Annotated in this window: 12 protein-coding genes and 2 tRNA genes; all 14 read left to right on the plus strand. The window is 60.6% G+C overall.

The features are described 5' to 3' along the window. Positions 1–64 precede the first annotated feature (64 nt). Positions 65–1,972 carry an ATP-dependent zinc metalloprotease FtsH gene (gene ftsH / locus QMX96_RS11700; RefSeq protein ID WP_043863825.1) on the plus strand — a complete coding sequence of 636 codons (1,908 nt, stop codon included), beginning with the start codon at positions 65–67 and terminating at the stop codon, positions 1,970–1,972. 8 nt (positions 1,973–1,980) lie between these two features. Then, positions 1,981–2,832, plus strand: coding sequence for a dihydropteroate synthase (gene folP / locus QMX96_RS11705; protein WP_282361825.1), 852 nt, complete (start codon positions 1,981–1,983; stop codon positions 2,830–2,832). 20 nt (positions 2,833–2,852) lie between these two features. Continuing rightward, positions 2,853–4,193, plus strand: coding sequence for a phosphoglucosamine mutase (gene glmM / locus QMX96_RS11710; RefSeq protein WP_054916542.1), 1,341 nt, complete (start codon positions 2,853–2,855; stop codon positions 4,191–4,193). Positions 4,194–4,259: 66 nt separating this feature from the next. Beyond that, positions 4,260–5,015 carry a triose-phosphate isomerase gene (tpiA, locus tag QMX96_RS11715; RefSeq protein ID WP_282361826.1) on the plus strand — a complete coding sequence of 252 codons (756 nt, stop codon included), beginning with the start codon at positions 4,260–4,262 and terminating at the stop codon, positions 5,013–5,015. Between the two features lie 3 nt (positions 5,016–5,018). After that, a complete protein-coding gene (gene secG / locus QMX96_RS11720) occupies positions 5,019–5,405 on the plus strand; it encodes a preprotein translocase subunit SecG (RefSeq protein WP_078481335.1) in 387 nt (128 codons plus the stop codon). Positions 5,406–5,424: 19 nt separating this feature from the next. Beyond that, a tRNA-Leu gene (locus tag QMX96_RS11725) sits at positions 5,425–5,510 on the plus strand. Positions 5,511–5,608: 98 nt separating this feature from the next. Next, a tRNA-Met gene (locus tag QMX96_RS11730) sits at positions 5,609–5,685 on the plus strand. A 130-nt stretch (positions 5,686–5,815) separates the two neighbouring features. Beyond that, positions 5,816–6,274, plus strand: a complete 459-nt coding sequence (gene rimP / locus QMX96_RS11735; protein ID WP_043863937.1) for a ribosome maturation factor RimP — start codon at positions 5,816–5,818, stop codon at positions 6,272–6,274. A gap of 59 nt (positions 6,275–6,333) precedes the next feature. After that, a complete protein-coding gene (nusA, locus tag QMX96_RS11740; RefSeq protein ID WP_043863821.1) occupies positions 6,334–7,815 on the plus strand; it encodes a transcription termination factor NusA in 1,482 nt (493 codons plus the stop codon). A 26-nt stretch (positions 7,816–7,841) separates the two neighbouring features. Next, positions 7,842–10,346, plus strand: coding sequence for a translation initiation factor IF-2 (gene infB, locus QMX96_RS11745; RefSeq protein ID WP_043863820.1), 2,505 nt, complete (start codon positions 7,842–7,844; stop codon positions 10,344–10,346). Between the two features lie 122 nt (positions 10,347–10,468). Continuing rightward, positions 10,469–10,870 (plus strand): 30S ribosome-binding factor RbfA, encoded by a 402-nt coding sequence (gene rbfA / locus QMX96_RS11750; protein WP_043863819.1) that lies wholly within the window; start codon positions 10,469–10,471, stop codon positions 10,868–10,870. Between the two features lie 3 nt (positions 10,871–10,873). Beyond that, a complete protein-coding gene (gene truB, locus QMX96_RS11755) occupies positions 10,874–11,791 on the plus strand; it encodes a tRNA pseudouridine(55) synthase TruB (protein ID WP_043863818.1) in 918 nt (305 codons plus the stop codon). A gap of 153 nt (positions 11,792–11,944) precedes the next feature. After that, a complete protein-coding gene (rpsO, locus tag QMX96_RS11760) occupies positions 11,945–12,214 on the plus strand; it encodes a 30S ribosomal protein S15 (protein ID WP_010222985.1) in 270 nt (89 codons plus the stop codon). A 250-nt stretch (positions 12,215–12,464) separates the two neighbouring features. After that, entirely contained in the window at positions 12,465–14,570 is a 2,106-nt protein-coding gene (gene pnp, locus QMX96_RS11765; RefSeq protein WP_043863817.1) for a polyribonucleotide nucleotidyltransferase, read from the plus strand. Positions 14,571–14,591 lie beyond the last annotated feature (21 nt).

The following is a 14,591-nucleotide window of genomic DNA, read 5'->3' on the forward strand; positions in this document are numbered from 1 at the left end:
GTGATTATCATGCGAGGCACGGCTGCGCCTAAGGCCTGCCTCAGAGGGTAGCTAATTGAACGACATGGCAAAGAATCTGATCCTGTGGTTGATCATCGCCGCGGTCCTGGTGACCGTGATGAACAACTTCTCCAGCCCGAACGAGCCGCAGACCCTCAACTATTCCGACTTCATTCAGCAGGTCAAGGATGGCAAGGTCGAGCGTGTGACGGTCGACGGTGCAGTCATCATTGGTAAGCGTACCGACGGCGACAGCTTCAAGACCGTGCGTCCCGCGATCGCCGACAACGGCCTGATCGGTGACCTGGTCGACAACCACGTCGTGGTCGAAGGCAAGCAGCCTGAACAACAAAGCATCTGGACCCAGTTGCTGGTCGCCAGCTTCCCGATCCTGGTCATCATCGCCGTGTTCATGTTCTTCATGCGCCAGATGCAGGGTGGTGCCGGTGGCAAGGGTGGGCCGATGAGTTTCGGCAAGAGCAAGGCGCGCCTGCTCTCCGAGGACCAGGTCAAGACCACCCTGGCCGACGTCGCAGGTTGCGATGAAGCCAAGGAAGAGGTTGGCGAGCTGGTCGAGTTCCTGCGTGATCCAGGCAAGTTCCAGCGCCTGGGCGGTCGTATTCCGCGCGGCGTGCTGATGGTCGGCCCGCCCGGTACCGGTAAGACCCTGCTGGCCAAGGCCATTGCGGGTGAGGCCAAGGTGCCGTTCTTCACCATTTCCGGTTCCGACTTCGTTGAAATGTTCGTGGGTGTCGGTGCCAGCCGTGTACGTGACATGTTCGAGCAGGCCAAGAAGCACGCACCGTGCATCATCTTCATCGACGAAATCGACGCCGTCGGTCGCCACCGTGGCGCCGGCATGGGCGGTGGTCATGACGAGCGCGAGCAGACCCTCAACCAGTTGCTGGTGGAGATGGACGGCTTCGAAATGAACGACGGCATCATCGTGATCGCCGCCACCAACCGTCCGGACGTGCTTGACCCTGCGTTGCTGCGTCCAGGCCGTTTCGACCGCCAAGTGGTCGTGGGCCTGCCCGACATCCGTGGTCGCGAGCAGATTCTCAAGGTGCACATGCGCAAGACGCCGATCGGCGACAACGTGAACCCTGCCGTGATCGCCCGTGGTACGCCTGGCTTCTCCGGTGCCGACCTGGCCAACCTGGTCAACGAGGCGTCGCTGTTCGCTGCGCGCGGCGGCAAGCGTGTGGTCGAGATGAAGGAGTTCGAGCTGGCCAAGGACAAGATCATGATGGGCGCCGAGCGCAAGTCGATGGTCATGTCCGAGAAAGAGAAGCAGAACACCGCTTACCACGAGGCGGGTCATGCCATCGTGGGTCGCGTGGTGCCCGAGCACGACCCGGTGTACAAGGTCTCGATCATTCCGCGCGGTCGCGCCCTGGGCGTCACCATGTTCCTGCCGGAAGAGGACCGCTACAGCCTGTCCAAGCGTGCGCTGATCAGTCAGATCTGCTCGTTGTACGGTGGTCGTATCGCGGAGGAAATGACCCTTGGCTTCGATGGCGTTACCACGGGTGCCTCCAACGACATCATGCGAGCCAGCCAGATCGCTCGCAACATGGTCACCAAGTGGGGCTTGTCGGAAAAACTCGGCCCGCTGATGTACGCCGAAGAAGAAGGCGAGGTGTTCCTGGGCCGCAGTGCCGGTTCCCAGCACGCCAGCGTTTCGGGCGAGACGGCCAAGTTGATCGACTCCGAGGTACGCAGCATCATCGACCAGTGCTATGCCACTGCCAAGCAGATCCTCACCGAAAACCGTGACAAGCTCGATGCCATGGCCGATGCGCTGATGAAGTACGAGACCATCGATGCCGACCAGATCGACGACATCATGGCCGGTCGCGAGCCGCGTGAGCCACGTGACTGGGAAGGTGGTTCGGGCACTTCGGGCACCTCTGCCACGCAAGGTGATCGCCCCGAGTCCCCGATCGGTGGTCCGGCGGCGCAGCTCTAAGGGTTGACATGACTTCACAGCAGTACCCAACCCGGTTGCCTTGCGGCAACCGGGTTCTCGACCTTTCCCGTACCCATGTGATGGGTATCCTCAACATAACCCCTGATTCCTTCTCGGACGGCGGTCGCTTCACCCAGCGTGATGCGGCCTTGCGCCATGCCGAAGCGATGGTGGCGGCCGGTGCTACGCTTGTCGATGTCGGTGGGGAGTCCACCCGGCCAGGTGCACCCGTGGTCACTGCTCTCGAAGAGCTCGAGCGGGTTGCACCCATTGTCGAAGCGATCAGTCGCGAGCTGGATGTCATCATCTCGGTCGATACCTCGACGCCGTCGGTGATCCGCGAGACTGCCCGCCTGGGCGCGGGGCTGATCAACGATGTGCGCTCGCTGACCCGCGATGGCGCCCTGGATGCCGCTGCAGCCACCGGTTTGCCGGTCTGCCTTATGCACATGCGCGGCGAGCCCGGCGACATGCAGAACAACCCGCACTACGACGATGTAACCGTCGAGGTGGCGATGTTTCTCGAGCAGCGCATGGCAGCCTGTGCTTCGGTGGGTATCGGCGCCGAAAAGATTGTGCTCGATCCGGGCTTTGGTTTTGCCAAGACGCTTGCGCACAACCTCAGCCTGTTCAAGCATATGCAGGACCTTTATCGCCTGGGCCGCCCCCTCCTGGTGGGCGTTTCGCGCAAGAGCATGATCGGCCTGGCGCTGGAGCGTCCGGTCGGTGAGCGGCTTTATGGCAGCCTGGCGCTTGCTGCGCTGGCGATGACCCGGGGTGCGAGCATCCTGCGGGTTCATGATGTTGCCGAGACCGTCGACGTGGTACGGATGATTGCAGCGGTTGAAGCCGCCGAATAAGAGTGACGGAGCATTTCACGATGAGCAGAAAATATTTTGGTACCGACGGCATTCGTGGCCGTGTCGGCGAATACCCGATCACGCCGGATTTCATGCTCAAGCTCGGTTGGGCCGCTGGCATGGCCTTTCGCAAGCTCGGCGCCTGCCGGGTGCTCGTAGGCAAGGACACGCGTATCTCCGGCTACATGTTCGAGTCGGCCCTTGAGGCCGGTCTGTCGGCGGCGGGCGCAGATGTGCTGCTGCTCGGCCCGATGCCGACGCCGGCCATCGCCTACCTGACCCGCACCTTTCATGCCGAAGCCGGGATCGTCATCAGTGCGTCGCACAATCCGCATGACGACAACGGCATCAAGTTCTTCTCCGGTCAGGGCACCAAGCTGCCCGACGATGTAGAGCAGATGATCGAGGAGTTGCTCGACAAGCCCATGACCGTGGTCGAGTCGAGCAAGCTGGGCAAGGTGTCGCGCATCAACGACGCGGCCGGCCGCTACATCGAATTCTGCAAAAGCAGCGTGCCGACCAGTACCGATTTCGCCGGCCTCAAGCTGGTGGTCGACTGCGCCCACGGCGCCACGTACAAGGTGGCCCCCAGCGTGTTTCGCGAGCTCGGCGCCGATGTCACGGTGCTGGCCGCGCAGCCGGATGGCCTCAACATCAACGAGAACTGCGGTTCGACCCATATCGAGTCGCTTCAGGCGGCGGTGCTGGTAGGGCATGCCGACCTGGGGATCGCGTTCGACGGTGACGGTGACCGGGTGCTGATGGTCGACCATACCGGCGCGATCGTCGATGGTGACGAATTGCTGTTCATCATTGCCCGTGACCTCCAGGAGCGTGGCAAGCTCAATGGTGGCGTTGTGGGTACGCTGATGAGCAACCTGGGCCTCGAACTGGCCTTGCAGGAGCTCTCGATACCGTTTGTGCGTGCCAAGGTGGGTGACCGCTATGTGATGGCCGAACTGCTGGAGCGCGACTGGAACATCGGCGGCGAGAATTCCGGGCACGTGGTGTGCTTCAGTCATACCACCACAGGGGATGCGATCATCGCTGCCCTGCAGGTGCTGATGGCGCTCAAGCGTCGCGGTGAAACCCTGGCTCAGGCCCGTCAGGCGCTGCGCAAATGCCCGCAGGTGCTGATCAATGTTCGCTTTGGCGAGAGCAAGGTAGACCCTGTCGAGCACCCGGCGGTCAAGCAGGCCTGCGAGCGGGTCACCGAGGCCATGGCAGGTCGTGGTCGCGTGCTGCTGCGCAAGTCCGGCACAGAGCCACTGGTGCGTGTGATGGTCGAAGGTGATGACGAAAGTCAGGTGCGCGGCTATGCCGAGGAACTGGCAAAGCTGGTAACTGAAGTTTGCGCCTGATTAGCGCTTGCCAGTGGTGATCGGGTTGGGTAACATCTGCGCCCACTTTGACCGACGAGGTACAGCATGCGTCGCCCTATGGTAGCTGGTAACTGGAAGATGCACGGTACCCGCGCCAGCGTCGCTGAGCTGATCAAGGGCTTGAGCAATCTAGCCCTGCCGAGCGGTGTTGAAGTCGCGGTGTTCCCGCCCTGCCTGTACATCAATCAAGCGATTGAAGGGTTGCAGGGCAAGTCGATAGCCGTGGGTGCTCAGGATTCTGCGGTAGAGCCCCAGCAAGGCGCGCTGACCGGTGAGGTTGCTGCGAGTCAGCTGGTCGATGCGGGATGTGAGCTGGTGCTGATCGGGCACTCGGAGCGTCGCCAGATACTGGGCGAAAGCGACGAAGTACTGAATCGCAAGTTCGCTGCGGCTCAGGCTTGCGGATTGAAGCCTGTGCTCTGTGTGGGGGAAACCCTGGAGGAGCGCGAAGCTGGCAAGACGCTTGAGGTTGTAGGGCGTCAGTTGAGCAGCATCATCGAAGCATTCGGTGTTGAGGCCTTCGCCAGTGCAATCATTGCCTATGAGCCTGTATGGGCCATCGGCACCGGCCTCACGGCCAGCCCGCAACAGGCTCAGGATGTGCACAAGGCCATTCGCGAGCAACTGGCGGCAAAGAATTCAGAGGTCGCGATGAATGTGCGGCTTCTATACGGCGGCAGCGTGAAGGCGGCCAATGCGGCTGAGCTGTTCGGCATGCCGGATATCGATGGGGGGCTCATAGGTGGAGCTTCCCTGAACGCAGACGAATTCGGTGCAATTTGTCGCGCCGCAGGAAACTGAAAAATGCTGGAAACAGTCGTAGTAGTTTTTCATCTGTTGGGCGCACTGGGTTTGGTAGTGCTGGTGTTGCTGCAACAGGGTAAAGGTGCGGAAGCAGGTGCATCTTTCGGCGCAGGGGCTTCAAATACTGTGTTCGGAAGCCAAGGTTCTGCTACCTTTCTTAGTAAGTTTACTGCTATACTTGCCGCCAGTTTCTTCATAACCGCCCTAGGGTTAGGTTACTTTGCTAAAGAGAAAGCTCATCAGCTGACTCAGGTAGGGCTTCCAGATCCAGCGGTACTTGAAGTGAAGCAGCAAAAACCGGCAACAGATGATGTACCGGTGCTCCAAGAGCAACAGGCACCCGCCAGCAACACCGGCGATGTACCTCCAGCTCAAGAGCAGAAGTAACGGGTTTCAAAGTAGTATTGCCGAGGTGGTGGAATTGGTAGACACGCAACCTTGAGGTGGTTGTGCCCATAGGGTGTAGGGGTTCGAGTCCCCTTCTCGGTACCAATTGAAACAAGACAGCCCGCTACAGCGGGCTTTCTTGTAGGTGGAGGTTAGATTGACCCCTCGCGGGGTTCGGTCGTATACTTTCGCCCCAGCTTTGACGCGGGGTGGAGCAGTCTGGTAGCTCGTCGGGCTCATAACCCGAAGGTCGTTGGTTCAAATCCAGCCCCCGCAACCAGTTTCAGCAGAGCCCCTTTTCAGGGGCTTTTTGTTAGCTGATCAGTTCTCAGCGCCGGTATTCACCCGGCGTATCAGGGATGGGCGCTTCGCCCATTTTTTATTTGCATAGCATGCACAAGGGGGTTCAGGTGTCGAGCAAGCTAGAAGAGTTGCAGGCCTTGTTGGCCCCGGTGGTCGTGGCCCTAGGCTATGAATGCTGGGGTATCGAGTTTTCGGCTCAAGGCCGCCACTCAATGTTGCGCGTTTATATCGACAAAGAAGGCGGTGTGCTGGTGGATGACTGCGCCATCGTCAGCCGTCAGATCAGCGGCATTCTGGATGTCGAAGATCCCATTTCCGTTGAATACACCCTTGAAGTTTCCTCTCCTGGCATGGAACGCCCGCTGTTCACACTTGAACAGTTTGCAAAGTATGTCGGTGAGCAGGTGAAGATTAAACTGCGCTCGCCTTTCGAAGGTCGACGTAATTTTCAGGGCCTTCTGCGCGGTGTGGAAGAGCAGGATGTCGTGGTGCAGGTAGATGACCACGAATTCCTTCTGCCGATCGACATGATCGACAAGGCCAACATTATTCCCAGTTTTGACTGAGACATGCCGGGTCCGATAGTTCGTGCGGACCCAATGGCTTGCGAAAGGCGAGGCGTACGATGAGCAAAGAAGTACTGCTGGTTGTTGAGTCGGTATCCAATGAAAAGGGTGTACCGGCAGACGTGATTTTCGAAGCATTGGAAGTGGCCCTGGCCACTGCTACCAAGAAGCGCTTCGAAGATGAAGTCGACCTGCGTGTGGAGATCAACCGCCACACCGGTAACTACGAGACCTTCCGTCGCTGGACGGTGGTCGAGGAAGAGGATCTTGACGATCCTGCGATCGAAACCTGGCCAAGCAAGATTCAGGAAACCCATCCTGAAGCCAAGGTTGGCGATGTCATCGAAGAGAAGATCGAGTCCATCGAGTTCGGCCGCATCGCTGCACAGACCGCCAAGCAGGTCATCGTGCAGAAGGTCCGCGAAGCCGAGCGCGCACAGGTGGTCGATGCCTATCGCGAGCGTCTGGGCGAAATCATCTCGGGTACCGTCAAGAAGGTTACCCGTGACAACGTGATCGTCGACCTGGGCAACAACGCCGAAGCGCTGCTGGCCCGTGAAGACATCATCTCCCGCGAGACTTTCCGTGTCGGTGTGCGTGTACGTGCACTGCTCAAGGAAATCCGCACCGAAAACCGCGGCCCGCAGCTGATCCTGTCGCGTACCGCGCCCCAGATGCTGATCGAACTGTTCCGCATCGAAGTGCCGGAAATCGCCGAGGGCCTTATCGAGGTCATGGCGGCTTCCCGTGACCCGGGTTCTCGCGCCAAGATCGCTGTCCGCTCCAAGGACAAGCGCATCGACCCGCAAGGCGCCTGCATCGGTATGCGCGGTTCGCGCGTACAGGCAGTGTCTGGCGAGTTGGGCGGCGAGCGAGTGGATATCGTCCTGTGGGACGACAACCCGGCCCAGTTTGTCATCAACGCCATGTCGCCGGCAGAAGTCGCGGCGATCATCGTTGATGAAGATGCCCACGCGATGGACATCGCTGTAGCCGCGGACAACCTGGCGCAAGCCATTGGCCGTGGTGGTCAGAACGTACGTCTGGCCAGCCAGTTGACCGGCTGGACCCTGAACGTGATGACCGAGTCGGACATCCAGGCCAAGCAACAAGCTGAAACCGGCGACATTCTGCGTAACTTCATCGAAGAGCTGGAAGTCGACGAAGAGCTGGCGCAGGTTCTCGTTGACGAAGGTTTCACCAGCCTGGAAGAAATTGCCTACGTACCGCTGGAAGAAATGCTCAACATCGATGGCTTCGACGAGGAGATCGTCAACGAACTCCGCGCGCGTGCCAAGGACCGCCTGTTGACCAAAGCCATCGCTACTGAGGAAAAACTGGCAGACGCCCATCCGGCCGAAGACCTGCTCTCGCTTGAGGGTATGGACAAGGATCTGGCGGCGGAACTGGCGGTGCGCGGCGTGGTTACCCGCGAAGACCTGGCCGAGCAGTCGATTGATGACCTGCTCGACATCGACGGCATCGACGAAGAACGTGCCGGCAAGTTGATCATGGCCGCCCGAGCCCACTGGTTCGAGTAAGTAGGCTGGCCTGAGGAGAGAAGTGCATGACGCAAGTCACGGTGAAAGAATTGGCCCAAGAGGTCGCTGCACCGGTAGAGCGCCTGCTGCAGCAGATGCGTGAGGCAGGTCTGCCGCACACCGACGCCGGTCAGGTAGTGACCGACAGTGAGAAGCAGGCTCTGCTGACCCACTTGAAAAGCAGCCACAAGGCGAAGGTGGAAGAGCCGCGCAAGATTACCTTGCAGCGCAAGACCACCAGCACCCTGCGTGTTGCTGGTAGCAAGAGCATCAGCGTAGAAGTACGCAAGAAGAAAGTTTTCGTACAGCGCAGCCCCGAAGAAATCCAGGCTGAGCAGAATCGCGAGCTGGAAGAACGTCGTGCCGCTGAAAACGCAGCACGCGACAAGTCTGAAGCTGAAGCGCGTAAACGTGCCGAAGAATCCGCCAGCCGTCAGCCGGCCAGCGCACCTGCGCCAGCCGCTGCAGCACCAGCCGTGACGGCTGCGCCTGCAGCTGCCGAGCCGGTTGCAGCTCCGGCCCCGGGTGTCGAGCGCAAGAAAGCCGAAGACGCCCGTCGCAACGACAAGTCGCGTGACGACGACCGCCGTGGTGGCGAGCGCCGCAACGAGGCCCCGCGCGTATCGGTCAAGGTCAAGGAAAAGGAAAAGGCGCCAGCTCCACGTGCCGCCCCACGTACCACCGAAGAGGAAAGCGACAGCTTCCGCCGTGGTGGCCGTGGCAAGGGCAAGATGAAGAAGCGCAATGCCCACGGCTTCCAGAGCCCGACCGGTCCGGTTATCCGCGACGTGGCCATTGGCGAGACCATCACCGTTTCCGAGCTGGCACAGCAGATGTCGGTCAAGGCCGCTGAAGTCGTCAAGTTCATGTTCAAGATGGGTACTCCGGTCACCATCAACCAGGTGCTCGATCAGGAAACTGCTCAGCTGATCGCCGAAGAGCTGGGCCACAAGGTCACGCTGGTCAGCGACAACGCGCTGGAAGATTCCCTGGCCGAGTCCCTGAAGTTCGAAGGCGAGTCGTTCTCCCGTGCGCCGGTCGTGACCGTAATGGGCCACGTTGACCACGGTAAGACTTCCCTGCTCGACTACATCCGTCGTGCCAAGGTAGCTGCCGGCGAAGCCGGTGGTATCACCCAGCACATCGGTGCGTACCACGTGGAAACCGACCGTGGCATGGTCACCTTCCTCGACACCCCGGGTCACGCCGCGTTTACCGCAATGCGTGCCCGTGGTGCCAAGGCGACCGACATCGTGATCCTGGTGGTCGCGGCGGACGACGGCGTGATGCCGCAAACCCGTGAAGCGGTACAGCACGCCAAGGCGGCAGGTGTTCCACTGGTCGTTGCAGTGAACAAGATCGACAAGCCAGGTGCAGACCTGGACCGCATCCGCAACGAACTGGCCGTCGAAGGCGTGACCTCCGAGGACTGGGGTGGCGACACGCCATTCGTCAAGGTTTCGGCCAAGATGGGTACCGGCGTCGACGAACTGCTCGAAGCCGTTCTGCTGCAAGCCGAGATCCTCGAGCTCAAGGCCACCCCATCGGCCCCTGGCCGTGGTGTCGTGGTCGAGTCGCGCCTGGACAAGGGCCGTGGCCCGGTGGCTACCGTGCTGGTTCAGGACGGTACCCTGCGTCAGGGCGACATGGTGCTGTGCGGTTCGAACTACGGCCGTGTACGGGCCATGCTCGACGAGAACGGCAAGCCTGTTAAGGAAGCCGGCCCGTCGATCCCGGTCGAGATTCTCGGCCTGGATGGCACCCCGGATGCCGGTGACGAACTGAGCGTGGTTGCCGACGAGAAGAAAGCCCGTGAAGTGGCTCTGTTCCGTCAAGGCAAGTTCCGCGAAGTCAAACTGGCACGTGCCCACGCTGGCAAGCTCGAGAACATCTTCGAGAACATGGGCCAGGAAGAGAAGAAAACCCTCAACATCGTACTCAAGTCCGATGTGCGTGGTTCTCTGGAGGCCCTGCAGGGCTCCCTCAGCGGTCTTGGCAACGACGAAGTGCAGGTTCGCGTGATCGGCGGCGGTGTCGGTGGTATCACCGAGAGCGACGCCAACCTGGCCCTGGCTTCCAATGCAGTACTGTTCGGCTTCAACGTGCGTGCCGATGCCGGCGCGCGCAAGATCGTCGAGCAGGAAGGTCTGGATATGCGTTACTACAACGTGATCTACGACATCATTGAAGACGTCAAGAAAGCCCTGACCGGCATGCTCGGCAGCGATGTTCGCGAGAACATCCTGGGTATCGCCGAAGTGCGTGACGTGTTCCGTTCGCCGAAGTTCGGCGCCATCGCCGGCTGCATGGTCACCGAGGGTGTGGTTTACCGCAACCGTCCGATTCGCGTACTGCGCGACGACGTGGTGATCTTCGAAGGCGAACTGGAGTCGCTGCGTCGCTTCAAGGACGATGCGTCCGAAGTACGTGCCGGCATGGAGTGCGGTATTGGCGTCAAGAGCTACAACGACGTCAAGGTCGGCGACAAGATCGAAGTCTTCGAGAAAGTCCAAGTGGCTCGCACGCTCTAAGCCGCGAGCTTGGGAGCCGCAGACCGCCCGCCGCAAGGCGCAGGTCGGCGGCTCTGAACGCAACGCCCGGTCAGGCCCAAGCCTGGCCGGGCGTTTGCCGCTTTAGTTACAGGTAGCAAAACATGGCAAAAGAATACAGCCGTACCCAACGTATCGGCGATCAGATGCAGCGCGAACTGGCGCAACTGATCCGTCGCGAAGTCAAAGATCCGCGCGTCGGCCTGGTGACCATCACCGCCGTCGACGTCAGCCGCGATGTCGGCCACGCCAAGGTGTTCATCACCGTGATGGGCGAGGACAGCGCAGAAGACATCAAGCAAAGCCTCAAGGTGCTCAACAGCGCCGCCGGTTTCCTGCGCATGCAACTGGGCAAGGAAATGAAGCTGCGCAGCGTGCCGCAACTGCACTTCCACTACGACGAGAGCGTGACCCGCGGTGCCCATCTGTCGGCACTGATCGAGCGCGCGGTCGCCGAGGACAGCCAGCACAAGTCCGACGATACCCCCCTGGACACCAAGGAGTAAGCGGTGGCTCAGGTCAAGCGTATCCGTCGTAACGTCAGCGGCATCATCCTGCTCGACAAGCCGTTGGGGTTCACCTCCAATGCTGCCCTGCAGAAGGTGCGCTGGCTGCTCAACGCCGAGAAGGCCGGACATACCGGCAGCCTCGACCCGCTGGCCAGTGGCGTGCTGCCGCTGTGCTTCGGCGAGGCGACCAAGTTCTCGCAATACCTGCTCGAGTCCGACAAGGGCTACGAGACGGTGATGCAACTGGGGCAGACCACCAACACGGGCGACGCCGAAGGCGAAATTCTGCAAACCCGCGAAGTGACCGTTGGTCGTAGCGACGTTGAAGCCGTACTGCCACAGTTTCGTGGTCCAATCAGCCAGATACCGCCGATGTACTCGGCGCTCAAGCGCGATGGCCAGCCGCTCTACAAGCTGGCACGTGCAGGCGAAGTAGTGGAGCGTGAAGCGCGTTCTGTTACTATTAACCGCTTGGAGCTGCTCGAGTGCGAAGGCACCCGGGTACGCCTCTCGGTAGGCTGCAGCAAGGGCACCTACATCCGTACGCTGGTAGAGGACATCGGTGAGCAGCTGGGCTGCGGCGCCTATGTTGCAGAACTGCGCCGTACGCATGCCGGCCCCTTCGAGCTGGCCCAGACCGTCACCCTCGAAGAGCTCGAGCAGGTGCACGCCGAAGGTGGCAACGAAGCGGTCGACCGCTTCCTGATGCCATCGGACAGCGGGTTGCAGGACTGGCCGTTGCTGCACTTCTCCGAGCACAGCGCGTTCTACTGGCTGCATGGTCAGCCAGTGCGTGCACCGGATGCGCCGAAGTTCGGCATGGTCCGCGTGCAGGATCACAACGGTCGTTTCATCGGTATCGGTGAAGTGAGCGAAGACGGGCGCATTGCGCCACGTCGACTGATTCGGTCGGAATGATCGAAACCTTCAGTGTCGGGTTCAGGCCCGGCACTGGCGGGCAAGAGGATGGCTGTCAATAGGCACGGTCACGCCTCACTTTTAAATACAGGGATCTGTCCCTGGCCTATTGGAAACCGTGTGTACGGTTTCCCTTGATATTGGAGAAGCCAGATGGCACTCAGCGTTGAAGAAAAAGCAAAGATCGTTGGCGAATACCAGCAAGCAGCCGGTGACACCGGTAGCCCGGAAGTGCAGGTTGCCCTGCTGACCGCCAACATCAACAAGCTGCAAGGCCACTTCAAGGCCAACGGTAAAGACCACCACTCCCGTCGTGGTCTGATCCGCATGGTAAACCAGCGTCGCAAGCTGCTGGACTACCTGAAAGGTAAAGACACCACTCGTTACAGCGCCCTGATCGGTCGTCTGGGCCTGCGTCGCTAATAGCGGCCTGGTCAGTGGTGTGCACGGCGTGCTGCTGTCATCCGCCGAGGGCTTCGGCCCCCGCGCGGGTGAGCACGCCGCGCGTATCTATGAGGTTGGCTGTCTGCCTCGCCCGCGCGGTTTACCGCAAGGGCAGGGCAGGCTCCCAACCTCTAGTTTTATCTGGACTGCCAACAGGGCCGATTCCCTGTGCTGCCCAAGAATTCGCAAGAACCAGTTCCCCCAGAGCCACTGAAGAAGGTAGGAAACCGTGAACCCGGTAATCAAGAAATTCCAGTTCGGTCAATCGACCGTTACCCTCGAGACGGGCCGTATTGCTCGTCAAGCGTCCGGCGCCGTATTGGTCACCGTCGACAACGATGTCACCGTGCTGGTGACCGTGGTCGGTGCCAAACAGGCCGATCCAGGCAAAGGCTTCTTCCCCCTGTCCGTTCACTATCAGGAAAAGACCTACGCCGCCGGCAAGATCCCTGGTGGTTTCTTCAAGCGTGAAGGCCGTCCTTCCGAGAAAGAGACCCTGACCTCGCGTCTGATCGACCGTCCGATCCGTCCGCTGTTCCCTGAAGGCTTCATGAACGAAGTGCAGGTTGTCTGCACCGTCGTTTCCACCAGCAAGAAAACCGATCCGGACATCGCAGCCATGATCGGTACCTCGGCTGCGCTGGCCATCTCCGGCATTCCGTTCGAAGGCCCTATCGGCGCCGCCCGTGTCGCTTTCCACGAAAGCACCGGCTACCTGCTGAACCCGACCTACGAGCAACTGGCTGCCTCGAGCCTGGACATGGTCGTTGCCGGTACCTCCGACGCCGTGCTGATGGTCGAATCGGAAGCCAAGGAGCTGACCGAAGACCAGATGCTGGGCGCCGTGCTGTTCGCCCACGACGAATTCCAGGCCGTGATCCAGGCTGTCAAGGAGCTGGCTGCCGAAGCCGCCAAGCCTACCTGGGACTGGACTGCCAAGGCCGAGAACACCCCGCTGCTGAGCGCCATTCGTGGCGAATTCGGTGCCGCGGTGTCCGATGCCTACACCATCACCGTCAAGGCCGACCGTTATGCTCGCCTGGGCGAGCTGCGCGAGCAGGTCATCGCCAAGTTCTCCGGCGAAGAAGGCCAGCCGACTGCCGCTGAAGTCAAAGAGATCTTCGGTGAAATCGAATACCGCACCGTTCGCGAAAACATCGTCAACGGCAAGCCACGTATCGATGGTCGCGACACCAAGACCGTGCGCCCGCTGAACATCGAAGTCGGCGTGCTGCCGAAAACCCACGGTTCGGCCCTGTTCACCCGTGGCGAAACCCAGGCCCTGGTCGTTGCGACCCTGGGTACTGCACGTGACGCACAGCTGCTGGACACCCTGGAAGGCGAGCGCAAAGACCCCTTCATGCTGCACTACAACTTCCCGCCGTTCTCGGTGGGCGAGTGTGGCCGCATGGGCGGTGCTGGTCGTCGCGAAATCGGTCACGGCCGTCTGGCCCGTCGTTCGGTCCAGGCCATGCTGCCGGCCGCCGACGTGTTCCCGTACACCATCCGCGTGGTGTCGGAGATCACCGAATCCAACGGTTCGAGCTCGATGGCTTCGGTCTGTGGCGCTTCCCTGGCCCTGATGGACGCTGGTGTACCGATGAAGGCGCCGGTAGCCGGTATCGCCATGGGTCTGGTCAAAGAGGGCGAGAAGTTCGCCATCCTGACCGACATCCTGGGTGATGAAGACCACCTGGGCGACATGGACTTCAAGGTAGCCGGTACCGCCAAGGGTGTGACCGCGCTGCAGATGGACATCAAGATCAACGGCATCACCGAAGAGATCATGGAAATCGCCCTGGGCCAGGCCCTGGAAGCGCGCCTGAACATCCTCGGCCAGATGAACCAGATCATTGGCCAGTCGCGTACCGAGCTGTCGGAAAACGCACCGACCATGATCGCGATGAAGATCGACACCGACAAGATTCGCGACGTCATCGGCAAGGGCGGCGCAACCATCCGTGCCATCTGCGAAGAAACCAAGGCGTCGATCGATATCGAAGACGACGGTTCGATCAAGATCTTCGGCGAAACCAAGGATGCTGCAGAAGCTGCGCGCCAGCGCGTTCTGAGCATCACTGCCGAAGCCGAGATCGGCAAGATCTACGTCGGCAAGGTCGAGCGCATCGTCGACTTCGGTGCATTCGTCAACATCCTGCCGGGCAAGGACGGTCTGGTTCACATCTCCATGCTGAGCGATGCTCGCGTTGAGAAAGTGACCGACATCCTGAAAGAAGGCCAGGAAGTCGAAGTACTGGTACTGGACGTGGACAACCGCGGCCGTATCAAGCTGTCGATCAAGGACGTTGCCGCCGCCAAGGCGTCGGGCGTCTGATGATGCAGCAGGGCAGGTAAC

Origin of the sequence: Pseudomonas sp. PS01300 (assembly GCF_029960155.1) — a bacterium.
Taxonomy (GTDB): domain Bacteria; phylum Pseudomonadota; class Gammaproteobacteria; order Pseudomonadales; family Pseudomonadaceae; genus Aquipseudomonas; species Aquipseudomonas palmensis.